23 protein-coding genes are annotated in these 23,340 nt (G+C 44.4%); 4 read left to right on the plus strand and 19 right to left on the minus strand.

The genetic code is table 11. From position 1 onward, the window contains the following. Positions 1-36: 36 nt before the first annotated feature. Entirely contained in the window at positions 37-1,689 is a 1,653-nt protein-coding gene (locus tag QWY16_RS12910; RefSeq protein ID WP_300989630.1) for a DAK2 domain-containing protein, read from the minus strand. Positions 1,690-1,707: 18 nt separating this feature from the next. Continuing rightward, a complete protein-coding gene (locus QWY16_RS12915; protein ID WP_300989631.1) occupies positions 1,708-2,070 on the minus strand; it encodes an Asp23/Gls24 family envelope stress response protein in 363 nt (120 codons plus the stop codon). Positions 2,071-2,290: 220 nt separating this feature from the next. Here QWY16_RS12915 and rpmB point away from each other — a divergent pair, with 220 nt between their 5' ends. Further along, entirely contained in the window at positions 2,291-2,479 is a 189-nt protein-coding gene (gene rpmB / locus QWY16_RS12920; RefSeq protein ID WP_300989632.1) for a 50S ribosomal protein L28, read from the plus strand. Between the two features lie 392 nt (positions 2,480-2,871). On the opposite strand, the gene QWY16_RS12925 is transcribed toward rpmB, so the two are convergent. From QWY16_RS12925 to QWY16_RS12985, 13 genes are all read right to left on the minus strand, one after another. Further along, entirely contained in the window at positions 2,872-3,513 is a 642-nt protein-coding gene (locus QWY16_RS12925; protein ID WP_300989633.1) for a thiamine diphosphokinase, read from the minus strand. After that, positions 3,510-4,175 carry a ribulose-phosphate 3-epimerase gene (gene rpe, locus QWY16_RS12930; RefSeq protein WP_300989634.1) on the minus strand — a complete coding sequence of 222 codons (666 nt, stop codon included), beginning with the start codon at positions 4,173-4,175 and terminating at the stop codon, positions 3,510-3,512. The genes QWY16_RS12925 and rpe overlap by 4 nt, the downstream gene beginning before the upstream one ends. Beyond that, entirely contained in the window at positions 4,168-5,064 is an 897-nt protein-coding gene (gene rsgA / locus QWY16_RS12935) for a ribosome small subunit-dependent GTPase A (RefSeq protein WP_300989635.1), read from the minus strand. The genes rpe and rsgA overlap by 8 nt, the downstream gene beginning before the upstream one ends. Positions 5,065-5,139: 75 nt before the next feature. Beyond that, a complete protein-coding gene (gene pknB / locus QWY16_RS12940) occupies positions 5,140-7,116 on the minus strand; it encodes a Stk1 family PASTA domain-containing Ser/Thr kinase (protein WP_300989636.1) in 1,977 nt (658 codons plus the stop codon). A gap of 2 nt (positions 7,117-7,118) precedes the next feature. Next, complete coding sequence (locus QWY16_RS12945) at positions 7,119-7,868, minus strand: Stp1/IreP family PP2C-type Ser/Thr phosphatase (RefSeq protein ID WP_300989637.1); 750 nt, start codon at positions 7,866-7,868, stop codon at positions 7,119-7,121. A 40-nt stretch (positions 7,869-7,908) separates the two neighbouring features. After that, positions 7,909-9,252, minus strand: coding sequence for a 16S rRNA (cytosine(967)-C(5))-methyltransferase RsmB (rsmB, locus tag QWY16_RS12950; protein ID WP_300989638.1), 1,344 nt, complete (start codon positions 9,250-9,252; stop codon positions 7,909-7,911). Then, complete coding sequence (fmt, locus tag QWY16_RS12955; protein ID WP_300989639.1) at positions 9,249-10,181, minus strand: methionyl-tRNA formyltransferase; 933 nt, start codon at positions 10,179-10,181, stop codon at positions 9,249-9,251. Before fmt ends, rsmB begins: the two co-directional genes overlap by 4 nt. Further along, positions 10,178-10,693 carry a peptide deformylase gene (gene def / locus QWY16_RS12960; protein WP_300989640.1) on the minus strand — a complete coding sequence of 172 codons (516 nt, stop codon included), beginning with the start codon at positions 10,691-10,693 and terminating at the stop codon, positions 10,178-10,180. The genes fmt and def overlap by 4 nt, the downstream gene beginning before the upstream one ends. A 19-nt stretch (positions 10,694-10,712) precedes the next feature. Further along, on the minus strand, positions 10,713-13,109 hold the full coding sequence (priA, locus tag QWY16_RS12965; protein ID WP_300989641.1) for a primosomal protein N': 2,397 nt from the start codon (positions 13,107-13,109) through the stop codon (positions 10,713-10,715). Continuing rightward, entirely contained in the window at positions 13,099-14,304 is a 1,206-nt protein-coding gene (gene coaBC, locus QWY16_RS12970; protein WP_300989642.1) for a bifunctional phosphopantothenoylcysteine decarboxylase/phosphopantothenate--cysteine ligase CoaBC, read from the minus strand. Before coaBC ends, priA begins: the two co-directional genes overlap by 11 nt. A gap of 74 nt (positions 14,305-14,378) precedes the next feature. Beyond that, on the minus strand, positions 14,379-14,603 hold the full coding sequence (gene rpoZ, locus QWY16_RS12975; protein ID WP_300989643.1) for a DNA-directed RNA polymerase subunit omega: 225 nt from the start codon (positions 14,601-14,603) through the stop codon (positions 14,379-14,381). Next, complete coding sequence (gene gmk, locus QWY16_RS12980; RefSeq protein WP_300989644.1) at positions 14,603-15,223, minus strand: guanylate kinase; 621 nt, start codon at positions 15,221-15,223, stop codon at positions 14,603-14,605. The genes rpoZ and gmk overlap by 1 nt, the downstream gene beginning before the upstream one ends. A gap of 1 nt (position 15,224) precedes the next feature. Next, positions 15,225-15,494 carry an extracellular matrix/biofilm biosynthesis regulator RemA family protein gene (locus QWY16_RS12985; RefSeq protein WP_300989645.1) on the minus strand — a complete coding sequence of 90 codons (270 nt, stop codon included), beginning with the start codon at positions 15,492-15,494 and terminating at the stop codon, positions 15,225-15,227. Between the two features lie 121 nt (positions 15,495-15,615). Here QWY16_RS12985 and QWY16_RS12990 point away from each other — a divergent pair, with 121 nt between their 5' ends. The 3 genes from QWY16_RS12990 to QWY16_RS13000 all read left to right on the plus strand — a co-directional run bounded on the left by QWY16_RS12990 (position 15,616) and on the right by QWY16_RS13000 (position 19,086). Then, positions 15,616-17,283 (plus strand): Rqc2 family fibronectin-binding protein, encoded by a 1,668-nt coding sequence (locus QWY16_RS12990; protein ID WP_300989646.1) that lies wholly within the window; start codon positions 15,616-15,618, stop codon positions 17,281-17,283. A gap of 250 nt (positions 17,284-17,533) precedes the next feature. After that, entirely contained in the window at positions 17,534-18,385 is an 852-nt protein-coding gene (locus QWY16_RS12995; protein WP_300989647.1) for a transporter substrate-binding domain-containing protein, read from the plus strand. Between the two features lie 23 nt (positions 18,386-18,408). After that, positions 18,409-19,086, plus strand: coding sequence for an amino acid ABC transporter permease (locus tag QWY16_RS13000; protein ID WP_300989648.1), 678 nt, complete (start codon positions 18,409-18,411; stop codon positions 19,084-19,086). 79 nt (positions 19,087-19,165) lie between these two features. Here QWY16_RS13000 and QWY16_RS13005 read toward each other — a convergent pair whose 3' ends face one another. The 4 genes from QWY16_RS13005 to dsdA form a co-directional block, all read right to left on the minus strand. Beyond that, positions 19,166-20,122 (minus strand): ABC transporter permease, encoded by a 957-nt coding sequence (locus tag QWY16_RS13005; RefSeq protein ID WP_300989649.1) that lies wholly within the window; start codon positions 20,120-20,122, stop codon positions 19,166-19,168. Next, complete coding sequence (locus tag QWY16_RS13010; protein WP_300993441.1) at positions 20,115-21,020, minus strand: ABC transporter ATP-binding protein; 906 nt, start codon at positions 21,018-21,020, stop codon at positions 20,115-20,117. The genes QWY16_RS13005 and QWY16_RS13010 overlap by 8 nt, the downstream gene beginning before the upstream one ends. A 222-nt stretch (positions 21,021-21,242) precedes the next feature. Beyond that, positions 21,243-21,647, minus strand: a complete 405-nt coding sequence (locus tag QWY16_RS13015) for a VOC family protein (protein ID WP_300989650.1) — start codon at positions 21,645-21,647, stop codon at positions 21,243-21,245. Between the two features lie 251 nt (positions 21,648-21,898). Next, positions 21,899-23,245 (minus strand): D-serine ammonia-lyase, encoded by a 1,347-nt coding sequence (gene dsdA / locus QWY16_RS13020; RefSeq protein ID WP_300989651.1) that lies wholly within the window; start codon positions 23,243-23,245, stop codon positions 21,899-21,901. Between the last annotated feature and the right edge of the window lie 95 nt (positions 23,246-23,340).

Genomic DNA, 23,340 nt, shown 5'->3' on the forward strand with positions numbered 1-23,340 from the left:
AGTGAAAAGCGCATACTTTTGTACGCGCTTTTTCTTTTATTCAACTGATAAAATATACGGATATAGCGGCTGTTTGCCATTGTGGATTTCCACTTCAACTTCTTCATTTAACTCTTCGATAAAGCCGGCAAGCTTTTCAGCGTCTTCAGCTGTAACATCTTCGCCGTAAAGTATTGTGACGATTTCCGCATCTTCATCAATCAGCTTTTTGACTAATTCTTCTGTCACCCGTTCCAGGCTGTTATCGGAAATAACTATCCTGCCTCCGGAAATTCCCATGAAATCATCTTTTTTGATTGTAATGCCATCGATCGAAGTATCTCGCACTGCAAACGTAACAGAACCGGATTTCACTTGTTTAGATGCTTTTGTCATGATCTTTTGGTTATCTTCAACAGAAGCGTTTGGATTATAGGCCAACAGTGCAGCCATTCCTTGCGGCACATCTTTTGTCGGAACAACTGCAGCTTCGATTTCAAGCAGTTCAGCAGCTTGTTCGGCTGCCATGATAATGTTTTTATTGTTCGGCAAGATTAAGACCCGTTCGGCTTCGATCGATTTAATCGCGTTAACAATGTCTTCTGTAGAAGGATTCATTGTTTGGCCGCCTTCAATCACATATGAAGCTCCGATGCTTCGAAGAAGTTCAGCTATGCCTTCTCCCATCGCTACTGTGACCACAGCATATGGATGCTTAGCGGTTGTTTTTGGGGCATCTTTATGGAAGTCTTCTCCCACAATATCAATGTGCTGCTGGCGCATATTTTCAATTTTCATCGATATTAAGCTGCCATAATTCTGGCCATAGGTAAGCACTTTGCCCGGTTCTTCAGAATGAATATGGATTTTTGCAATTTCATCATCCGAAATGACGAGCAAGGAATCTCCGTAAGCGCTTAGGTCCGTACGGAATTCAGCTTCAATGAATTCTTTTTTGCCTTCTTCAAATTTGACCATGAACTCTGTGCAATAGCCGAATTCAATGTCTGCTGTATCCATAAAGCCGGCGATATTCTTGTGATGTTCCGCACTTACCAGGTCATCCATGGTATTATGGGCATGCTTTTCTGGCAGTGCTTCCCCTTTCAGGGACGCTAAAAAACCTTCATAGACATAAACAAGGCCTTGGCCGCCGCTGTCGACTACTCCAACTTCCTTCAATACCGGCAGCAAATCGGGAGTGCGTTCCAACGCGGCTTTTGCTTCTTCCACAATAGCTTCGAACAATACAATGATATCTTCTTCTGTTTTAGCTAACTCCATACCTTTTGCCGCCGCATCTTTTGCTACTGTCAATATGGTTCCTTCTACCGGCTTCATCACGGCTTTATACGCTGTTTCAACTCCATGCTGAAGCGCTTCCGCGAATTTTGCTGCGGATAATTCGGATTCGTTCGCAATATACTTGCTGAATCCCCGGAACAATTGAGACAAAATAACTCCAGAGTTGCCGCGTGCGCCCATTAGCAATCCTTTTGACAGGGCATTAGCAGTCTTGCCGATATGTTCTTGTGCGTTTGCTTCTGTTTCTTTCGCACCTGATGTCATTGATAAATTCATATTTGTTCCAGTATCGCCATCTGGCACCGGAAACACATTTAATGCATCTACATAATCCGCATTCTGGTACAGATGGTGCGCTCCCATTGTTACCATTTCCGCGAACTGATTTCCATTTAATGACTTCATAGCCGCTTCTTCCTCCTCTTACGGGTTCGTCACACGAACTCCCTGAACGTAAATATTGACCGCTTTGACAGGCATGCCCAGCGTTTTTGTAATCGTATACTTAACTTTTGATTGGACTTGATAAGCAACTTCCGAGATTTTTGTACCATAACTTATAATAACGTACATATCAATAATCAAGTCTTTATCTTCTTGGCGAACAATAACACCTTTCGCGAAATTCTCTTTGCGCAAAATGTCTGTTAAGCCATCTCTTATTTGATGTTTAGTTGCCATTCCTACAATTCCATAACATTCAATGGCGGCTCCGCCTGCGATTTGCGCGATCACATCATTGGAAATATCGATTTGGCCATATTCGTTTTTAATTTCAATCGACATTGAGAATTCCTCCTTGAGTCCTATTTCACTCTTTTCATTCTACATGAAACTATTATACAAGAAAAGCAGGTGTTTTGGGTGTAAAGGCTTTTTTCTTGAAAGCATGCTAAAATTAGTTGCAAACAGCATTTGTGTGTGGTAAATTATTAAAGTATGTGAAACGAAAAACGAACTGAAATTCTATCATAATTTTCAGCTTCACTTGTGAGGAGGGACTTACATGCCTAAAGTATGTGCAATTAGTGGACGCAAAGCTCGTTCTGGAAACGCCCGTTCACACGCGTTAAACTCGACAAAACGTACATGGGGAGCAAACCTTCAAAAAGTTCGTATCCTTGTAGACGGTAAACCGAAACGTGTATGGGTTTCTGCAAGAGCAATGAAATCAGGAAAAGTTGAGCGCGTATAACTGCTCATGAATAATGCCAGGCCTGACATTCGTCGGCCTGGCATTTTTTCATTATTTTTAATGTATTGTACTTAACTTCAAAAAGAGATTCCGGAATAAAACTATTCCGGAATCTCTTTTTTGTTGAGCAAGCGGAGCTAAGCGGCTCTTTTCGCTTTTCTTAGTCCAGCTGCAGCGCCTAGTCCCTCGGGGTCTTAAGACAGCCCACCCGTACGGCAAAGACACGCCGTTTCGGTGTTCTGCCTTAAGCCTGTCGGGACTGAACAGGCGCTTCCGCTTTTCTTAGTGTCCAGCTCCTCGAGTCGCTTCGGTCTTGCGGCAAATGGCAGAAAGCGCCATTAACCGCCAGCCCTCCAGCGTTTTTCGGAGCTAAACGGCCGCTTCCGCTTTTCTTAGTTATCCGAGCTTTCGATCATGATGCAGCTGCCTTTTGTAAGCGACACTGTTCCTTCCGTCTTAAGCTCGTTGCTGATAAAGCGGGTGGAGCCAAACGGGATTGTTTCGCTGCTTACTTCGTATTTAAAATCCTTCAAGGTAAATCCATGAACTTCTTCTGCAAATGGGTAAAACGATATATAATGGTATTTTTCATCCGGCTTTACACGATGTATTCCTGGACTTAAAAAACGGATGCGATTCTGGCGGTTGACTAATACGAATTCAATTGCTGGAAACTTTCGCTGGTAGTTATAGATGGCATGAAGGGCACTCATATAATGATCTAGCCTGCCGCCCGTCACTCCTGTGATAATGATTCGCTCCGGAGAAAACCCCATCGCTTTTTCCAACGCCAACTCAGTATCCGTTTCATCTTTTTCAGCTGCCGCCCGGTTTAACTCTGGAAACAATTCTCCGATTTTCTCCATCTCTTCAGTGGAGACAGAATCAAAATCACCTACAGCTGCCACCGGCTGGATACCCCGGTCCAGCAAAACTACTGTACCGGCGTCCACTCCGATAAACAAGGCAGATGGCCATAGAGAGAAATCAGGCATTTCCGCAACCGGTCCCCCTGCTGCCACAACGACAATCACAGAATCGCCTCTTCTCCTACCTGTTTAATGCCCTGCAAGGCTGCTGCACGGTCTTTTTGGCTATAGATGGCAGATCCAGCAACAAAAACATTAGCTCCTGCTTTTGCGCAAGGAACGATCGTTTCTTCGTTGATGCCGCCATCGACTTGGATTTCGATATCCAAGCCTTTTTCATCAATGATTCGGGACAACTGCTCAATTTTCGGAACAACCGAGTGGATGAATTTTTGCCCGCCGAATCCCGGATTGACAGTCATGAATAGCACTAAATCGATATCTTCAAGTATATGCTGGATCGATTCAACCGGTGTATGCGGGTTTAATACCACTCCCGGCTTAACGCCGAATGAACGTATCAATTGAATGGTTCTGTGCAGATGCGGAGCCGCTTCTACATGCACCGTTATATAATCCGCTCCTGCATTTGCAAAATCTTCAATGTACTGATCTGGATTTGCAATCATCAAGTGAACGTCTAACGGAAGGTTGGTCAAAGGGCGCAATGCGTCAACAACAATCGCTCCCATTGTAATATTCGGAACAAAATGGCCATCCATAACATCGATATGAATCCAATCTGCTCCTGCCAGTTCAACTTCCCGGACTTCTTCTCCTAATTTCGAAAAATCTGCTGCTAGTATAGAAGGTGCAATTTTAATCATTAGTATACCTCGGCTTTCGACTCATAATTTCTTCCAAAAATTTCAAATAATGCTTATAACGATATTCTGGAATCTCTTTAGATTCCACGGCTGCCTTGATGGCACATTTGGGTTCATTCAAATGAAGGCACTCCCGAAATTTACAGCCGTTTGATCGCTCTGCCATTTCCGGAAAATAACCGGACAATTCTTCTTTTTCAATTGTGTCAAAATCAAAAGAACTGAATCCAGGTGTATCCGCCAGTAATCCATTGTTCACTTCAATCAGTTCGACATGGCGCGTGGTATGTTTGCCTCGGTTCAGCGCTTTGGAAATATCATCTGTTTTCAGCTTTAACGCCGGTAAAATTGTATTGAGCATCGTTGATTTTCCAACGCCCGACTGGCCAGCCAATACACTGATTTTTCCTTCCAGCACAGGCATTAACCGCTCTTGCAAAGTGGGATCCCCTTTATAAGTTGGAATTACTTCATAGCCGATCTTTTCGTAATCGGCTATGAAGCCTTCCAGTTTTTCTTTTTCGCTGTCTTTTAAAAGGTCCATTTTAGTCAGGCAAATAACAGGTTGTATATTGTGCTGTTCAATTGCTGTCAGGAACCGGTCCAGAAGGAGCGGATGAAAATCAGGCTGTTTTGCAGAAAAAACAAGGATTGCCTGGTCGATGTTCGAAATTGGCGGACGCACTAATTCGTTTTTCCGCTCATGGACATGAGTAATTGTGCCTTCTAAATCATGATCGGCTTCATAATCCACAAAATCTCCAACTAACGGCGAAATTTGCCGATTTCTAAAAACGCCTCGGCCTCTACACTGGATATATCGTTGTCCATTGTCGTCCAGAACGTAATAAAAACCGCTTAGCGCTTTTCTAATTTGACCTTTCGGCATGCTTGCTTTCACTCCTTTTTATTATGTTTATCCCACTTTAAGGGGCAATAGCCCCCTGCTCAGTGAAGTTTTTCCTTATTCCACACTGTCATAGTCTATGGTTTCTTCCAGAATAATAGTCGAGTCACGGACAATTCGGTAAGTGGCACTCTCGCCTTCTGCTATCTGCAATTCCAGTTTACGCGTTTCGTTTTCAGTGATGGTGAATTCTTCTACCGGTTCCACCATTGTATTATTTTGGTCCTGGATATAAATCTGCACCGTCTGTTCGACTGGCTCTTCTCCTTCTGCAGCCGGTTCGGCCGGCTCATATGGAATCTCGACCGTATGAATATAAGTTTTCAGCGGAAGCGGCGCTTTGCCTGAAGACATAACGACTTCTATTGTACTGCCTGCTTCCAACTGTTCTTCTGCAGCCGGGCTTTGAGACAAAACGGTTCCTTCCGGTGCATTTTCAGAAGGCTCTTCTCCAATAATCCGGATATTAAAGCCCGAAGAACGAGCATATTCATTCAAATCTTCTTCGGTATATCCCGTAATATTTTCGACGGTCCGTATATCTTTCCCTTTGCTGACCGTGAATTCAACATCTGTTTCTGAAATGATGATTTCCTCGCCGGCTCTCGGGTCCTGTTCAAGAATCGTCCCGACAGGTTCATCTGAAAATTCCGGCGTTTGCTCAATCGATTTATAATTTTCCTCTTCGAGCGATTCCAATGTTTGTTCAATATCACGGCCAACATAATCCTCAAATTCTTTTGATTCTTTGCCGGTGCTGATAAACAACTGAATTTCCGACTCGCGGTCTCGCATTTTATTAGCCTCGGGAATTGTTCTGATTATTTGTCCTTCTTCGATTTCCTCGGAAGACTGCTGCTGTTCTTCCCCGATGACAAATCCTACTGCCTCTAATTCTTCTATTGCTTCGTCTCGCTCCATTCCGGAAACGTCCGGTACAACTACTTGCCTCGGCCCGAACATTTCAGGAAATGCCAATGCAATGATCAGCCCAACCAGAACCAATAATCCAATAAACATGGCAACTAAAGGTCCTTTTTTCCTTTTTTTCTTAACTGGCTCGGAAGGCTTGTCTTTTTTTTCGATTGAGCCGGCTGGAGCCAGTTCTTTTGTTTTTTCCATGCTCTCGTAAACAACCCGGTCTTTAATGATGGGCATAGCTCTTGTTTCATCCTGGTCAACCGGAACCGTAAATTTAGGTTCATTCAAGCGTTCCGGCAGTAAAACCGTAGCTAAATCCTCTTCCATTTCATTTGCTGATTGATAACGGTGCTGCGGATTTTTAGCAGTGGCTTTGAGCACGACGTTTTCCAGGCTTTGCGGCATTGTTGGAACAAGCTGACGCAAAGAAGGCGTTTCTGTCTGCAAATGCTTTAAGGCAATCGATACTGCAGATTCACCGGAGAATGGCAATCTTCCAGTCAAAAGTTCAAACATCACAATTCCAAGAGAATAAATGTCTGATTTTTTGTTGGCCGTGCCGCCGCGCGCTTGTTCTGGAGACAGGTAATGCACGGTCCCGAGTACCGAGTTCGTTTGTGTATAGGAAGTGGCACTCAATGCCATCGCAATTCCAAAATCGGTGATTTTCACATTTCCTTCTGCATCCATCAAGATATTTTGTGGCTTAATATCGCGATGGACAATCTGGTTTTGGTGAGCATGGGCGAGAGCTGATGTTAACTGCGTCATAATCTTGACCGCTTCTTCAGGGGCCACTGGTGAATGTTCGATTATGTATTCTTTTAAAGTTTTGCCTGGAACATATTCCATTACAAGATAATGAATGGATTCTTCTTCGCCTACATCAAAAATGTTCACGATATTTGGATGAGCGAGGCTGGTGGTCGATAAAGCTTCCCGCTGGAATCGCCGCCGCAGTTCTTCTTCATTAGAAAAATCGTATCTTAAGATTTTTATAGCGATATCCCGGTCCAAAATCATGTCATGGGCCAGATAGACGTTTGACATACCGCCTCCGCCGATCAATTCCAATATCTTATAGCGGCCATTAATACTTCTGCCGATCAACATGGCTACACCTCCTCAGCCTTAGAGGAAAGAAGAACAAATGAAATATTATCTTCTCCTCCCAGTTCATTGGCGAGTTTCACCATTTCTTCACCTTTTTGTGAAAGCGGAACCGGAGATAGAACAATTGATGCGATATCACTTTTCGAAACTTTATTGCTCAAACCATCCGAACAGATAAGCAAGTAAGAAGACGATTCCAAAGAAAAATGGAGAATCTCTCCGTCAATTTCCGGATCAGTCCCAAGTGCTTTCACAATCCAATTTTTCTTAGGATGGGCCTCAGCTTCTTCTTCGCTTATTTCTCCGCTGTCAACCAGTACATTGACGTATGAATGATCACGCGTCAATTGTTCTACTGCTCCGTTTATCACATATGCCCGGCTGTCGCCAATATGGCACATGACGCAATCCTGTTTGTCGATCAACGCCGCAATCAATGTTGTTCCCATTCCTTTGCAATCCGGATGGTTCAAGGCATATTCATAAACGAGCCGATTGACATGTTGAACGTTGACTGAGAGCCATGTTTTTCGTTTGTCCACAGTTAAAAACGTATCTGCTGCTTCCTCAATAAAAAGTCTGCCCAGCGTCGACACCGTCAGTTCGCTCGCTACATCCCCCGCATTATGTCCACCCATGCCATCGGCAACGAGTGCCAACAGCAATCCTTCCGGGCGCCTGAGGACAGCGACACGATCTTCATTTATTTTGCGTTTTCTTCCTGTATCACTTTCCATGACGTATTGAAACAAATCCCGCCACCCCGTTTCTTGTCTGTAATTGCTATTATTTTTAAGCTGTCGCTTTTTTACGAAAAGCTGCGATAAAAAAACCGTCGCTGCCAAAATCTTGTGGGAACACTTGGACAAACCCAGTATTTTTCAAGCCAAGCGTTTCAGGCAAGGATACTTGGATTTTCTCCATTTCCGGATGGTCTTTCAAGAACTGCTCGGCTGTCCCCCGGTTTTCGATCGAGTCGACTGTGCATGTGCTGTATACCATGATGCCGTCCGGCTTTAATAATTGAGCAGCCTGATTCAATAACTCCAACTGAATTTCCTGAAGGCGTGCGAAATCCTCTTCTTTTTTTGTGTATTTAATGTCGGGCTTGCGCTTGATGACGCCAAGTCCGCTGCACGGAGCATCCACTAATATGCGGTCGAATTTTCCGGTCCCGAATCGTTCAACGCTTTTTTTGCCGTCGCCGACTTCAGTTTCAATGACCGTATGGCCAAGGCGTGCCGCATTTTCTTCAATCAGCTTGATTTTATGCTTATGGAGGTCCATCGCGAATAAATTCCCTTTGTTCTCCATTTTCTCGGCAATATGAGTGGTTTTGCCTCCTGGAGCTGCACACATATCCAGGACTTCCATATTCGGTCCAACTTGCAAAGCGTATGCCGGCAGCATGGAACTTTCATCTTGAATGGTGATAAAGCCTTTTTCAAACGTTGTCGTTTTAGCCGGTTGGCCATTCGTGACAATCAGGCATTCCGGGACCAATTTGCTTTGGACTGCGTCCAGCCCTTCAGATTCCAACATGTCAATCACTTCTTCAGGTGTTGTCTGCACTGTATTGACGCGGACAGTCTGAGACGGGGTTTTATTGTTTTCCAAAGCCATTTCCCGTGTTTTCTCCAAGCCGAACTGCTCAGCCCAGCGCTTGATCATCCAAACAGGATGGCTTGTCTCAATTGCCACCTTTTCATACGGGTCACTGATCGTATTAAATGAGCGGACACCGCTTCGCTGAATCGAGCGAAGGACTCCGTTGACTACAGATGCCACTCCGCCATGACCGCGCCGCTTGGCGATTTCCACCGCTTCATGGACGGCTGCATGAGCCGGAATACGGTCTAAATAGACGATTTGGTATAACGACATACGCAGCAATATTTTTACCCAGGGCTCGATTTTCCCTTTAAGGTACGGTTCCAAATAATAGTCGAGCGTCATTTGGTGCTGCAATGTGCCGTAGGTGATTTCAGTCAGCAGGCCTTTGTTTTTATCAGCAATTCCATAGCTTTGAATTGTCTGATGCAACAGCAGGTTGCTGTAAGCTTGTTTGTTTTCAACAGCCCAAAGAATCGAAAATGCGGCGTCCCGTACATTGCCTTGCAGTTTTTTATTTTTCATTCGAATGTATCTCCTGCCTGGATTTTAGGTCCTTTTAAATAATCTGTGGCAGACATCCGCTTTTTGCCAGCCGGCTGCAATTCCGTAATGGCCAAAACGCCATTACCGGTTTGGACAAGAAGGGCATCACTGGCCAGTTCCACCACTTCGCCGGGTTGGCCGCTTTTCGCTGAATCACGGACTTCCGCCCACCAGATTTTCATATTCTGTTCATTGTGTGTAGTAAACGCCACGGGCCACGGATGCAGTCCGCGTACCTGGTTGTAAATCGCTTCCGCAGATTTAGCCCAGTCAATGCGTTCCTGTTCACGCGAGATATTGCGGGCAAATGTCACTTTTTCTTCATCTTGTGGAATCCGGTCATTAGTTCCATCGATGATCGAAGGCAAGGTTTCTTTCAATAATTCCATGCCGGCCATGCTCAACTTATCAAACATGATGCCGGTATGGTCAGTTTTGCCGATTGGCACAGTGACTTGTGAAATGATGTCCCCTGCATCGAGCCGGTCAACCATATACATGATGGTGACGCCAGTCTCCGCTTGGCCGTCAATGATCGCTTGATGAATCGGAGCTCCTCCGCGATATGCGGGAAGCAAAGAAGCATGAACGTTGATCGCACCCAGTGTCGGTGCCTGGAGCACTTCACTTGGAAGAATCTGTCCAAATGCAGCCGTGATGATCAAATCTGGAGCTAGATCAAGGACATGCTGCAATTCTTCCGGATTTTTCAGTTTTTCAGGCTGGTAAACGGGAAGATTAAGGCGCAGTGCCTCTTCTTTCACCGGTGTCGGCGTCATCACTTTTTTGCGCCCTACAGGCCGGTCCGGCTGTGTAACGACTGAAATGATGTCGTAGCCTTCTTCAACCAGCATGCGTAGGATGGGTGCCGAAAAAGCTGGCGTTCCCATAAAAACGATTTTGGTCACACCTGTTCCTCCTCTTCAGCTGCAGCCGCTTCAGCGATCATGGCATCCAATTCTTCCTGGGTAACGTATTTCGAAATTTTGCTGGTGAACAGCACGCCATCCAAATGGTCCATTTCATGCAGAATCGCACGCGCTTCATAACCTTCAGCTTCTAGTTCATACCAGGAACCGTCCCGTTCTTGAGCTTTGATTTTGACGTGATCCGGGCGTTCTACTTCTCCGTAGATTCCCGGGAAACTCAAGCAGCCCTCAATGTCGGTATCCGTGCCTTCAAAAAGTGCCAATTCCGGATTTACCATCTCAATTGGGTCTTGCCCTTCGCCGAAGTCAACAATTGCCACGCGCACCGCTACTCCTACTTGAGGTGCAGCAATTCCAACACCGTCATTAGCAATCATTGTTTCATGCATATCATCTAATAAAGTAGCCAGGTTTTTATCGAAAGTGGTAACCGGCAAACATTTCTTTTCTAAAATGTCACTCGGGTGTTTCACAATATTCCGGATTGTCATTTCAAATTCCTCTTTTCTTTTACATGACTGATGTCGGATTCATATCAATCGATAATGTAGCGCCTTTTTTCAACCACTCAGAGCGGTAGATTTTAATAAGCTGCTGCAGGACATCAGACAATTTCGGTTCTTTTTTGTATTTTATCAAACATTGGTAGCGATATCTATTGTTCACCCGGGCAATCAGCGATGCGGATGGGCCGATGATGATTGTGCTTTGGGATAGCTGGGATTGCAAATATCGGACGGTCTGATCCGCGTATCCCGAAGCTGTCATCAAATCTTCATGGGTAAATTGAATATTTACCACATAATAATAAGGCGGGTAGCCGCTGGCTCTGCGCATCGCCATTTCCTGTTCGTAAAACGGTTCATATAATTGGTCTTTTGCAAGAGTAATCGCATAATGCTCCGGCGTATAGGACTGGACATATACTTCGCCCGGCAATATATCGCGCCCTGCCCGTCCGCTCACTTGAGTCAGCAATTGGTAGGTTTTTTCCGCCGCCCGGAAATCCGGCAAATGCAGCGTGGTATCTGCCGACAGGACGCCGACCAGTGTGATATTCGGGAAATCCAGTCCTTTTGCAATCATTTGAGTGCCAAGCAGGATATCCGCTTTGCCTTGGCCAAATGCCGACAGAATTTTTTCATGGGCTCCTTTGTTTCGGGTACTATCAACATCCATACGCAGTACGCGGGCTTCAGGAACCAATTTAGCCAGTTCTTCTTCTACTTTTTGAGTACCGGTCCCAAAAAAGCGGATGTGTTCACTTTCACATTCCGGACAGATGTGCGGCACCGGTTCATCGTAGCCGCAATAATGGCATTTCATCAGTTCACTTGACCGGTGATAGGTCAAGGAAATGTCGCAGTTCGGGCATTGCATGACCGTGCCGCAGTCTCTGCACAATACAAATGAGGAATATCCCCGTTTGTTGAGGAACAGCACCACTTGTTCTTTTTTCTCTAAGCGGTCACGTATCGCTTCAGCAAGCGGCACAGAAAACATTGATCGGTTTCCATTGCGCAGTTCTTCCCGCATGTCAACAATCTGCACATCCGGCAGTGGCTGGTTTTTCGCCCGTTTTTCCAGCACCAATAGCTCATAAACGCCTTTTTGTGCCCGTGCATATGATTCGAGCGATGGCGTCGCACTTCCCAATATGACCGGGCAATTATGCTGTTCACTGCGCCAAATAGCGACATCTCGGGCATGGTAGCGCGGCGAATCGTCCTGTTTATAACTGGATTCATGTTCTTCATCCAAAATAATCAACCCAAGGTTCTCAAATGGCGCAAAAATAGCCGATCGGGCTCCGACCACGACTTTCACTTCAGCACGCTGAATTTTTCGCCATTCATCATACTTCTCACCTGCTGACAAGCCGCTATGCAGCACCGCCACAAGATCCCCGAATCGTTCTTTAAAGCGAATCGTCATTTGCGGTGTCAACGAAATTTCCGGAACGAGCATGATGGCCTCTTTTCCTTCTTTAAGTACCTGGTCTATTGTCTGAAGGTATATTTCGGTTTTTCCGCTTCCGGTAATGCCGTGGAGCAGGAACGTTTTCGGTGTATTCAGCGATCGTTCAACGGCATCAAAAGCCACCTGCTGGGCTTCTGTTAACAGCAGTGAATGTGTTTTCTCTATTTCCGTAAGCAATTGCGGATCCCGGTAAGATTCTTCATTTTTGATGAAAGCGGCTCCTTTTTCCACCAGACCATATATCGTCGGCAGCGAGACACCGGCTTCTTTTTGCATATGGGAAGATTCAATCGCTTGGCCCACACGGTTTTTCATGTATTCCATCAGCTTTACTTGCTGCTTGGCATTGGCACGGATTTCGATGGAATCCAATTTTTCAAGGGAATCCGCGATATGGATCATACGGACTTTTTTGACGGCAGTCTGCTGCGAAATGTCTGTATCGGCAACAATCGTGCCCCTGTTCAATTCCTTCTTCAGTAAGCCATAAACTTCGACAGCATCCTGTGAACGCACAAATGGCCGTTTTTCAAAATAAATACGAAGCGGTTCTGCGATTTCTTCCAACGGAGCATTCAGTACAAAACGTTTTTCGTATTTCGCTCGGAGCGCTGAAGGAATCATGACCTGCAGTGCATCTATCTCAAAGCAGACGGTTTTTTCTTTCATCCATCTGGCCATTTCCAAAAGTTCTTTATTCAAGACCGGTACAACATCCATCAATTCATGAATCGGTTTCAGCCGTGCCGGATCAAATTCTGTCGTTTCTTTAATCGCTGTTATAAAGCCAAGCACTTTGCGGTTGCCAAACGGAACTTTCACACGCATGCCAGGCTCAATGAGCACTTGAAGATGAGCCGGAATGGCGTAGTCAAAAGGGCGGTCAATAGGGTGCGCTGCAACGTCGACGATGACTTCAGCGATCATGTAAATCTTCCTTTTCCAGTATTAATTGAAGCACATGGCGTGCAAGTTCCAGTTTCGGCATCATGCCGAAGGACTGTTCAAAGCCGTCTTTGCCGTAGACTGTCACGCGGTTCGTATCCGATTCAAATCCAGCTTCCGCCTCGCTGACATCATTAGCGATAATGTAATCCGCATTTTTCCGTTCCAATTTATCTTTTGCGTATTGTCCGACATTGTTCGTTTCAGCTGCAAAGCCGATCAGCAATTGATTGGTCTTGGTTTTTCCGAGATGCTGCAGGATATCAACGGTACGCTCCAACTCAAGGATTGAACCGCCTTCCTGTTTTTTCATTTTCTGGTTATGCACATCAATAGGCCGGTAATCAGCCACCGCTGCCGTCTTGATGACCACATCAGCCGTCAGGTATTCCGATTCTACTGCATTTAGCATGTCTTCCGCACTTTCCACAAATATCCGCTGGACGCCTTTCGGTACTGGCAAAGAAACGGGGCCGCTGATCAGAATCGTTTCAGCACCCATTTCAGCTGCGGCTTCTGCCATCGCATAGCCCATTTTACCGCTGGAGAAGTTGGTAAGGAAACGAACGGGGTCAATGCGTTCACGCGTTGGCCCTGCAGTTACCACTACTTTTTTTCCAGCCAGCAGTTTCGGGCGGGCAAAAAAGTCGGCTACCAGTTCCGTGATTTTTTCCGGTTCTTCCAACCGTCCTTTTCCGACATAACCACAAGCCAGAAAACCTTCAGACGGCTCGATAAACTGAACGCCATCATCATGCAGACGCTGGATATTGCGTTTGACTGCCGCATGGTCATACATATGCACATTCATCGCCGGAGCTACCCAAATGGGAGCGGTCGCTGCAAGCAGCGTTGTCGTCAGCATGTCATCACCGATGCCGTTTGCCAGTTTTCCGATAACATTTGCAGTAGCAGGCGCTACGATGATTAAATCTGCCCAGTCGGCAAGGTCGATATGAGCGATGACGGATGAATCTTTTTCATCGAACGTATCATAATAGACATCGTTTCTGGACAACACCTGGAAAGACAGCGGCTGGACAAATTGGCGTGCAGACCCAGTCATGATCACTTTGACGGAAGCTCCTGCCTGAGACAATTTGCTGACAAGCGCAACCGCTTTATAAACGGCGATTCCCCCGCTTACACACAATAAAATTTTACGATTTGCCAACAATATAAACACCCTTTCTAAACAACAAACTCCCAAAGAACAAGTTTGCTCTGGGAGTCGTTTGCTGCGATTAATGGTTAAATTTCATCCTCATAAATTGCATATTCATCTTGATGTTCTAGTCTTAATACGCCGGCTGCTACTTCTTCAAGCGCTTTGCCGACCGACTTAGCTGAAACATAGCTGTCTAATTTTTCATCGCCGTGCTCGTGCAATTGACGGGCGCGCTTTGACGCAAGGGCAACCAGTGAGTACTTCGAATCAATCTCGTTTTTTAACTTATCAACGGATGGGTATAACATTAGGCATTCTCCTTTAGCATATCAAAATATCTTTTTTCTACACGTTCACGTTTGCAATGCTCAGCCATAATAATGGCATTTATGCGATCACATGCGTTTTCAACCAAATCATTCTCAACCACATAATCGTATAAATTCATCATTTCAAGCTCCTGGCGTGCAGCAAAAAGCCGGGACGCAATGACGTCATCCGTTTCCGTGCCTCGTCCAACGAGCCGTTCTTCCAATTCTGATAAACTTGGAGGAGCCAGGAAAATAAACAAGCCATCAGGAACTTTCGCACGTACTTGTGCAGCTCCTTGGACTTCAATCTCCAGGAATACATCCCGTCCGGCATCACGCATTTTGTTGACATACTCAAGTGGCGTGCCATAATAATTTCCGACAAATTCAGCCCATTCCAGCAATTGATCCTGTTCGATCAATTCCTCGAATTCGCTTCGCGTCTTAAAGAAATAATCCACTTCATCCACTTCGCCTTCGCGCGGGGCTCTGGTCGTCATCGAAATGGAATATTCATAATTGGTATTTGGCTGCGAGAACAGCGCTTTTCTTACAGTGCCTTTTCCGACACCCGATGGCCCTGATAATACAATCAGCAGTCCGCGTTGCTTTCTCATTTTATCCCTCATTCGTCTCATCATCATTTTCTTCCGCACGCGCAATCGCAGTTTCAGCCGATACAGAGGAAATTACCACATGGTCACTGTCCATGATAAAGATGGACTTGGTCTTTTTCCCTCCGGTCGCATCGATCAGCAAACCTTTGCTCCGTGCTTCTTGGATCAGCCGCTTAGACGGCGCGGAATCCGGCGTTATAATTGAAACAATCCGGCTTACTGAAACGGCGTTGCCGCCGCCAAGAGAAATAAATTTCACCGATTTCTTCATCCTTATCACCGCCATCGCAACTGATCTTCGTTGTTCGTTTTCTTTCTAACTGTCTTATTATATCATATTATACCGTGAAAATGATAAGATGGAACAAAACGATTTGAAAGAGGGATTTTTAATGGCATTTGATGGATTATTCACAAAAGCAATGACACGTGAGCTTCAACAACTTGTGTCAGGCAGAATTTCAAAAGTTCATCAGCCTAACCAGCTTGAACTGTTATTGCATATCCGCGCACAAGGAAAAAACCATAAATTACTGATTTCAATTCATCCTTCGTATTCGCGCATCCACTTGACAGCGGCGGCGAACATCAACCCATCCGAACCTCCGATGTTTTGTATGCTTCTCCGCAAACATATCGAGGGCGGTGTGATAACGGAAGTCATCCAGCATGAAATGGACCGTTTGGTCATTTTGAAAATCAAAAGCAAAAACGAAATCGGCGATGACATTGAAAGAGAGCTCCATATAGAAATTATGGGCCGCCATTCAAACATCATCCTGGTTGATTCAGAGCGTATGATGATTCTCGACAGCTTGAAGCATTTGCCGCCGAGTGTCAACTCCTTCCGTACGATTTTGCCGGGCCAGCCCTATGTATTCCCGCCTTCCCAAGAAAAGCAAAATCCTTTTGAAGCTTCTAATGGCTTGGCAGAATTCGAAGAGAAGGAAATCGTCAGCACTTTTGCCGGATTCTCTCCATTAAATGCGCGCGAACTTTATTTCCGGATGGAACAGGCTGACAATAAAAAAGAAATCGCTGACCATTTTCTACAGGACTTTCTAAAAGAACAGCCAACCGGCTACTACATAGAACTTGAAGGAAAAAGCTTTTTCTCCGCCACTCAACTGACGCATATCAATGGCACTGAAATGGTATTCCCAACGCTTGGGGAGCTTCTTGACCGCATGTATTACGCCAAAGCGGAACGTGATCGCGTTAAACAGCAAGCAGGCGACTTGGAACGCTGGCTTCAAAACGAAATCGCCAAACTGAAATTAAAACTTAAAAAATTGAAAAAAGAACAAGACCAGGCGGAAAAACGTGATCAGCTGCAGTTAAACGGTGAATTGATCATGGCCAATCTCCATCGCATTACAAAAGGCACGAAAGAGATTGAAGTCGACAATTATTACAACGATGAAAAAGTCACCATCACACTTGATCCTAGGAAAACGCCGATCGAGAACTCGCAGAAATATTATTCGCGCTACCAAAAAGCGAAAACCGCGTTGATTAAAACCCAAGAACAAATTGAAAAGACTATTGAAGACATCTACTATTTTGAAACCCTTATGCAGCAGGTCCAGCAAGCGGGGATTTCCGATATCGAAGAAATCCGGGAGGAACTGGCAGAACAGGGTTTCATGAAAGCACAGAAATCGAAGAAGAAGAAAAAACCGACGAAACCTTCCGTTGAATCATATGTATCCAGCACCGGCGTCCCCATTTCGGTCGGCAAAAACAACAAACAAAACGATTATGTCACATTCAAAGTCGCCGCTAAGTCCGATACGTGGCTTCATACCAAGGATATTCCTGGATCGCATGTCATCATTCATTCACATGAGCCTGATGAAACAACGATTACGGAAGCAGCCACGATTGCTGCATACTTCAGTAAAGCTCGAGAGTCGAGTTCAGTTCCGGTCGATTACACAGAAGTTCGCCAAGTGAAAAAACCAAATGGTTCAAAACCCGGTTTTGTCATCTATTTTGAACAAAAAACCGTTTTTGTCACACCCGATGAAGATTTGATCATTAAATTAAAAAATAAGTGATATTGACGGGAAAGCTTTGCGCTTTTCCGTTTTTTATATGAAATATGCTCGGTAAAAATAAACATGCGCCCTATAAACAAAGAAATACGCACAGTAACAGTTAAAATAAGCTCGGTTAATCGTTAAATATGCTTCTGCACGTGTGTTAGTTTACATAACAAAATTATTATTAAATGAATTGATTGCATTGCTTGAATTCAAAGTAAATGCTATCTTTTTAAAGAACATAAATTTTGGGAGGCTTATACATATGATTACTTTTTTCAACAAGCCAAATTGGCTGGTGGCGACTGGCGTCGCATCAATGGTTTTATTAGCAGGCTGCGGCAATAATAGCAGCGATACAGCAGAATCCGCTGAAACCAAAACAGCATGGGACGAAATTCAGGAACAAGGCTCCATGACCGTTGCGACTTCCGGAACACTTCTTGCCACTTCGTTCCGGGATGCAGAATCTGATAAACTGACCGGTTTTGAAGTGGAAGTCGTCCGTGAGCTGGGCACTCGCCTGGATTTGGATATTGAATTCAAAGAGCTCGGGTTTGACGAGATGCTGACAAGCGTCAACACTGGCCAAATCGATATCGCAGCAAACGACATCGAAATTTCGGAAGACCGTTTGGATAAATTCACCTTCTCTACGCCTATCAAATATTCTTATGGCACAGCAGTTGTTCGAAAAGATGATTTATCCGGCATCAAAACGCTGGAAGACTTGAAAGGCAAAAAAGCTGCTGGCGCTTCTACATCCATTTATATGGAACTTGCCCGGGACTATGGAGCTGAAGAAGTGACTTATGATAATGCGACAAACGAAGTGTATTTGCGCGATGTATCAATCGGCCGAACCGATGTCATTTTGAATGACTATTATTTGTCGAAGTTTGGAGTAGCTGCTTTTCCTGAGCTGAACATTACAATTCATCCTGACATCAAGTACAGCCCATCAGAAGTTGGCCTTGTAATGAATAAAGACAACACGGAACTTGCTGAAAACGTTAATAAAGTATTAGAAGAAATGCTGGCGGACGGAACGATTTCTAAGATTTCCGCTGAGTTTTTCGATGGTGCAGATGTATCGGTAAAACCGGATATTGAGTAAGTCATTAAAATGGAGGGTTTGTCATGAGTGATATTGAATGGGGGCTGCTCTTTGATCCGGCATTGGCGATTGAATCCCTTCCTTATGTATTGGAAGGCATCTGGTACACCTTGCTGATTTCGATAGTGAGCATGGGATTGGGACTGATTATCGGTTTTTTCCTGGCGCTTGCCCGCACTTCCAAACTCATCTTGCTTCAATGGCCGGCACGCCTCTATATCTCCTTTATGCGAGGCGTCCCGATTTTGGTCATTTTGTTTTTGCTGTATTTTGCCTTGCCGGTAATCGGCATCGAGTTCACCGCATTGCAGGCTGCTTTAATTGGCTTCACCATCAACTCCGCTGCCTATATCGCTGAAGTATTCCGGTCCTCATTAGCTTCAGTTGACAAAGGGCAATGGGAGTCATCAACTGCACTCGGCCTGTCCTACTGGCAAACGATGCAGCGGATTATACTGCCGCAGTCTGTCCGGATTGCCGTGCCCCCGCTTTCAAATGTTTTTCTGGACTTGATCAAAGCCTCTTCTTTAGCAGCGATGATCACGGTTCCGGAAATTTTTCAAAAAGCCCGAATCGTCGGGGCACGTGAATACGATTTGCTGACATTATTGATTCTAGTGGCGCTCATTTATTGGGCAATTTGTTCTGTCATGACCATTCTGCAAAATTATTTAGAAAAACGCTTTGCAGATTTTTTGTGAAGAAGAAATCATCAACACAAAAAAGGCTTCCTTTTATGGAAGCCTTTTGCGTTTGTTACATATGATTTTTTCTGGTCCGTTAATGCCCCGCCACGTCCCGTTTTGTAAAAGCGATCCAAGCGGCTGCATGGAACACTACAAAATAGACACCCAGTACAATAATAGAGAATGTCAGTGTCATTCCTTCCACCAGGGGCTGTGCTCCATTAAAGTATTGCATTAAGTTCGTATTCGCAAACAGGATATATTTCGACCATTCGTATCGGGACACGAATGACATCATTGTACTTCCAGCCATCATCAGAAAAATTGCCAGCCCGATTGCCATGCTGCTGCTTCTGAAGATAGTCGAGATCATAAATGCAAATGTTGCCATCATCACAAGCGTCACCATTTTAAATCCGTAAGACACCAAAATCTCCTTAATAACATTACTTTCCGCGAATCCATCAGCTGTCGATATGACGATGTTTGGCGACAAACCGTTGACTCCGAAGAATAGCGCACCGATAACCCATGAAAATATAAGCAGCGATACTAATAATGTCGCTGCAAAAACCAGCACGGATACATATTTCGCAAGTAAAATCTTTGTCCGCGAAATCGGCCGGATCAGCAGAAGCTTGATGGTTCCCCACTGGAACTCATTGGCGATAATACCGGCAGCCACGATAATGGTAAACAAACTGAGAAGCGAAGAGATCATGGCATTTTCCAGCACATATTCCCAGGCGTCGTAAGGTTTAGGTTTTATATTATTTTCAAGATGATAATTGTTTTTTTCAATGATCATCGGATTGCTGAACGAGGCAAATTCATCCTGCTCCATTTCAGCTGTAAGCTTCACATTTTCTGTTTGCAGTTCTTCTTTCCAGTTTTCCCCGTATTCAGTTTTCAATATATCCGTATCCATAAACGTATTCACCAATCCGCCGACCAAAGCGGCCATCGCTATAAATGCAATCATGATCCAAGCCGATTTTTTTGAATACAGTTTGATTTGTTCATTCCAAACCAACTTCAGAAAATTATTCAATTGTATTCTCCCCTATCAGATCAAAGAATTTGTCTTCCAATGTAGATTGGAGCACCCGCACTCCGTAAACATCCATTCCTTTATGAATCAATTCTTTCAAAACTTTAGGGATTTGTTCTTTTGTCAGGGATAAGACCAGCTCTTTTTTATGTACCGTCACTTTATGCGCTGTATGTGCTTCCAGGAAATCCTTTGCTGATTCAAGCGGATGGACTTCAATATGCACATCTTTTACATCGTTTTGGACTTCGATGCTTTTAATGGATTCTATGGCAATCAATTCACCATTTTTAATGATGCCAATCCGGTCGCACATCAATTCGATTTCAGACAATAGATGGCTGGAAACAATGACCGCCACATTTTCCTGTTCTGCCAAATTGCGTATGTATTTCCGGATTTCACGGATGCCTGAAGGATCAAGTCCGTTCGTCGGTTCATCAAGTATCAAAATTGAAGGCCTATGCAGCAATGCCTGTGCAATGCCAAGGCGCTGGCGCATTCCAAGAGAATAGCGTCCCGCTTTTTCATGGATGGCTTTATCCAGACCTACCAATGACACCACTTCTTGGATCCGTTCAGGGGTAATTCCTTCCATCATACGGGCAAAATGCTGTAAATTTTTCATGCCGCTCATAAAGGGATACATTTCCGGATTTTCCACAATTGCTCCGACATGCCGGATGGCTCCTTTATAATCATTTTTAATGCTTTTTCCTTGGATTATTACATCCCCTTCTGTAATATTCATCAGTCCTACCATCATGCGGATTGTCGTCGTTTTACCGGCGCCGTTCGGCCCTAAGAATCCAAATACTTCTCCAGCCTTTATATCGAAGCTTAATCCTTTGATAATTGATTTGTTTCCGATGGTTTTCTTTAAATCAATCAATTGCATAGCTGCTGACTTTACCAAAAAAACACCTCCATATTTTACCTGTCTATAGGATTATACGAAGCAAAACTATTTAAGTTTCCAAATTCGGGAATTATTTTTACATTTTTATCCTGTTATCAAAAAAGAAAAACAAATGAGTAGGAAATATAAGCCGGCGTTCCGTGTTTTCTCCGCAAAAAAAGTCAAAAGCTGCTTGGATATAGCAGCTTTTGACTCTTGCCCTTAACTTTGTTGTGGCATATAAATGACTTCCCAAAGATGCCCATCCACATCCTGAAAACTCCAGCCGTACATATACTCATCGTCCATTCGGTCATTAGAAGCTGTACCGCCTGCGGCAAGCGCCTTATTGACCATTTCATCCACTTCTTCCCGGCTATCCGCTGAAATCGCTGTAATGACTTCCGTGTTGCGGGTTGCATCTGCTAACTCTTTTTTCGTGAATGTCTTAAAAAATGCCTCTGTTAACAGCATAACGTAAATGTTTTCTCCAACCATCATACAGGCGCCTTGCTCATTGGTCATTTCCTCATTAAATTCAAACCCCAGGCTGCTGAAAAAGTCTTTCGATTTTTGCAGGTCCTTCACTGGCAAATTCACATAGATTTCTTTAGCTTTCACTGCCATTTGTTTCTCCTCCTTTCTTCCGAAATTTGTTATCTTTCTTATTCGATATAAGTTTTTATAAGTCCTTTAAAAATTGAAAAGAACAGCCATTTACGGCTGTTCTTAAAAAAGCAGATATTGGGTTCCAATAGAAAATGCATCTGTTGAGTAGAGTCTTCAATTTTCCAACGACACTTGTCTGCTGAATAACTACTGTTTGCAAGGCAATCTCAGAAATACTTGCCTTTTAAAAATTTAAAAGAGGAGGTAGTTTAATATTTCAATTGATCATTCAAAATTTCCATTCCCTTTGCATAAAAACGTTCCATGTCTTCCCGAGGGACCAAGTTCCCGCCTGTCGCCCAGACAATATGGGTGATCATCTCTTCATTTAAGCCATGGTTTGCTATATAATCACTTCCCAGCACTTCTCCTGGGCCTTTTAAGCCGGCAGTCGCAGAAGGCTCAACGGAGATGCCTTCACTGTCCGATAGCATTACGAGCAATTTAAACAATTCACCGTCTTCCAAAGTGTAAACCCCGCTCACCAGCTTTTCGCTGATAGAAGAGGCAAAACTAGAAGGCCGGCCTACTGCCAATCCATCTGCTTCCGTCCGGTTATCGATGCCAAAATCCTGAACGCTGACTTTCTCTTTTTCGCCTGTCAGCAATCCGATCAATACCGCCGGCGAATGCGTCGGTTCCACAAAAAAGCAATGCACAGCATCACCGAAAACTTGTTTCAATCCAAATGTGATGCCGCCAGGAGCACCACCGACGCCGCATGGCAAATAGACAAATAAAGGATGATCCGCATCAACTGCAACTTGTTTTTCTTCAAGCTGCTGTTTCAAACGGAAAGCTGCGACGCTATAACCAAGAAATAGTTGTTTCGACTTTTCATCGTCTACAAAGTAAGCATTTGGATCCGCTTGCGTCCGTTCCCTGCCAAGCGTTATCGCTTTGCTGAAATCCCCTTCACATTCATAAACAATGGCACCTTTTTGGCGAAGCAAGTCTTTTTTCCACTGCTTGGCATCCGATGACATATATACGGAGGTCTGAAAACCAAGCCTCGCACCTATGATGCCGATGCTGAGTCCCAAGTTTCCAGTAGATCCAACGCCAATCGAATAATTGCTGAAAAACTGCCTAAAAGCCGGTTTGGAAAACATTTCATAATTTTCCTCTTTTGAAATCAATCCTGCTTTTATTGCCAGTTGTTCTGCCAAATACAGTACTTCATACACGCCACCGCGAGCTTTAATTGATCCCGCTATCGGCAATTCGTTGTCGCATTTCAAGTATAAGTTTCCTTGTATATTCGTATGGTAATGTGCATTCAGCGCTTTTTTCATTTCTGTAATTTCTCTAAGCGGTGACTCGATGATGCCATCCGAAGGTTCCGCATCTTCGAATTCTTTAGCCAAAAAGGGAGCGAAACGCTGCCATAATAATTCCGCTTGTTCCATATCCTCTAAGGAAACTGCCATTGGCGGAACGTTATCCATAGAGGTTTGTTTCGGATTCTGCCAGAATACCGGCCTTAAAGAAAGTACGTCCTCCAATAAAGGATATTGCTGTTTCCAATTGTTGATTTGCTGTTGATTAACTTGCATGCATTTCATCCTTTCTATCTAAAGATGCTCTTTGCTTCTATCATACACGAAACTCAGTTTTTTTTTGTTGATTTGCGTGATTATTTTAGTTTCAG

The organism is Planococcus shenhongbingii (genome assembly GCF_030413635.1).
Taxonomy (GTDB): Bacteria; Bacillota; Bacilli; order Bacillales_A; family Planococcaceae; genus Planococcus; species Planococcus shenhongbingii.

Coding starts and splice junctions, on each gene's coding strand:
- priA (WP_300989641.1), bottom strand. CDS start 13,109: ATGATCGCTGAAGTCATCGTCGACGTTGCAGCGCACCCTATTGACCGC.
- rpe (WP_300989634.1), bottom strand. CDS start 4,175: ATGATTAAAATTGCACCTTCTATACTAGCAGCAGATTTTTCGAAATTA.
- gmk (WP_300989644.1), bottom strand. CDS start 15,223: ATGAGAAAGCAACGCGGACTGCTGATTGTATTATCAGGGCCATCGGGT.
- QWY16_RS12990 (WP_300989646.1), top strand. CDS start 15,616: ATGGCATTTGATGGATTATTCACAAAAGCAATGACACGTGAGCTTCAA.
- QWY16_RS13010 (WP_300993441.1), bottom strand. CDS start 21,020: ATGCAATTGATTGATTTAAAGAAAACCATCGGAAACAAATCAATTATC.
- rsgA (WP_300989635.1), bottom strand. CDS start 5,064: ATGCCGAAAGGTCAAATTAGAAAAGCGCTAAGCGGTTTTTATTACGTT.
- QWY16_RS13015 (WP_300989650.1), bottom strand. CDS start 21,647: ATGGCAGTGAAAGCTAAAGAAATCTATGTGAATTTGCCAGTGAAGGAC.
- dsdA (WP_300989651.1), bottom strand. CDS start 23,245: ATGCAAGTTAATCAACAGCAAATCAACAATTGGAAACAGCAATATCCT.
- pknB (WP_300989636.1), bottom strand. CDS start 7,116: ATGTTGATCGGCAGAAGTATTAATGGCCGCTATAAGATATTGGAATTG.
- QWY16_RS12910 (WP_300989630.1), bottom strand. CDS start 1,689: ATGAAGTCATTAAATGGAAATCAGTTCGCGGAAATGGTAACAATGGGA.
- def (WP_300989640.1), bottom strand. CDS start 10,693: ATGACAATCCGGAATATTGTGAAACACCCGAGTGACATTTTAGAAAAG.
- QWY16_RS12995 (WP_300989647.1), top strand. CDS start 17,534: ATGATTACTTTTTTCAACAAGCCAAATTGGCTGGTGGCGACTGGCGTC.
- rsmB (WP_300989638.1), bottom strand. CDS start 9,252: ATGAAAAATAAAAAACTGCAAGGCAATGTACGGGACGCCGCATTTTCG.
- QWY16_RS12915 (WP_300989631.1), bottom strand. CDS start 2,070: ATGTCGATTGAAATTAAAAACGAATATGGCCAAATCGATATTTCCAAT.
- rpoZ (WP_300989643.1), bottom strand. CDS start 14,603: ATGTTATACCCATCCGTTGATAAGTTAAAAAACGAGATTGATTCGAAG.
- rpmB (WP_300989632.1), top strand. CDS start 2,291: ATGCCTAAAGTATGTGCAATTAGTGGACGCAAAGCTCGTTCTGGAAAC.
- QWY16_RS13000 (WP_300989648.1), top strand. CDS start 18,409: ATGAGTGATATTGAATGGGGGCTGCTCTTTGATCCGGCATTGGCGATT.
- QWY16_RS12985 (WP_300989645.1), bottom strand. CDS start 15,494: ATGAAGAAATCGGTGAAATTTATTTCTCTTGGCGGCGGCAACGCCGTT.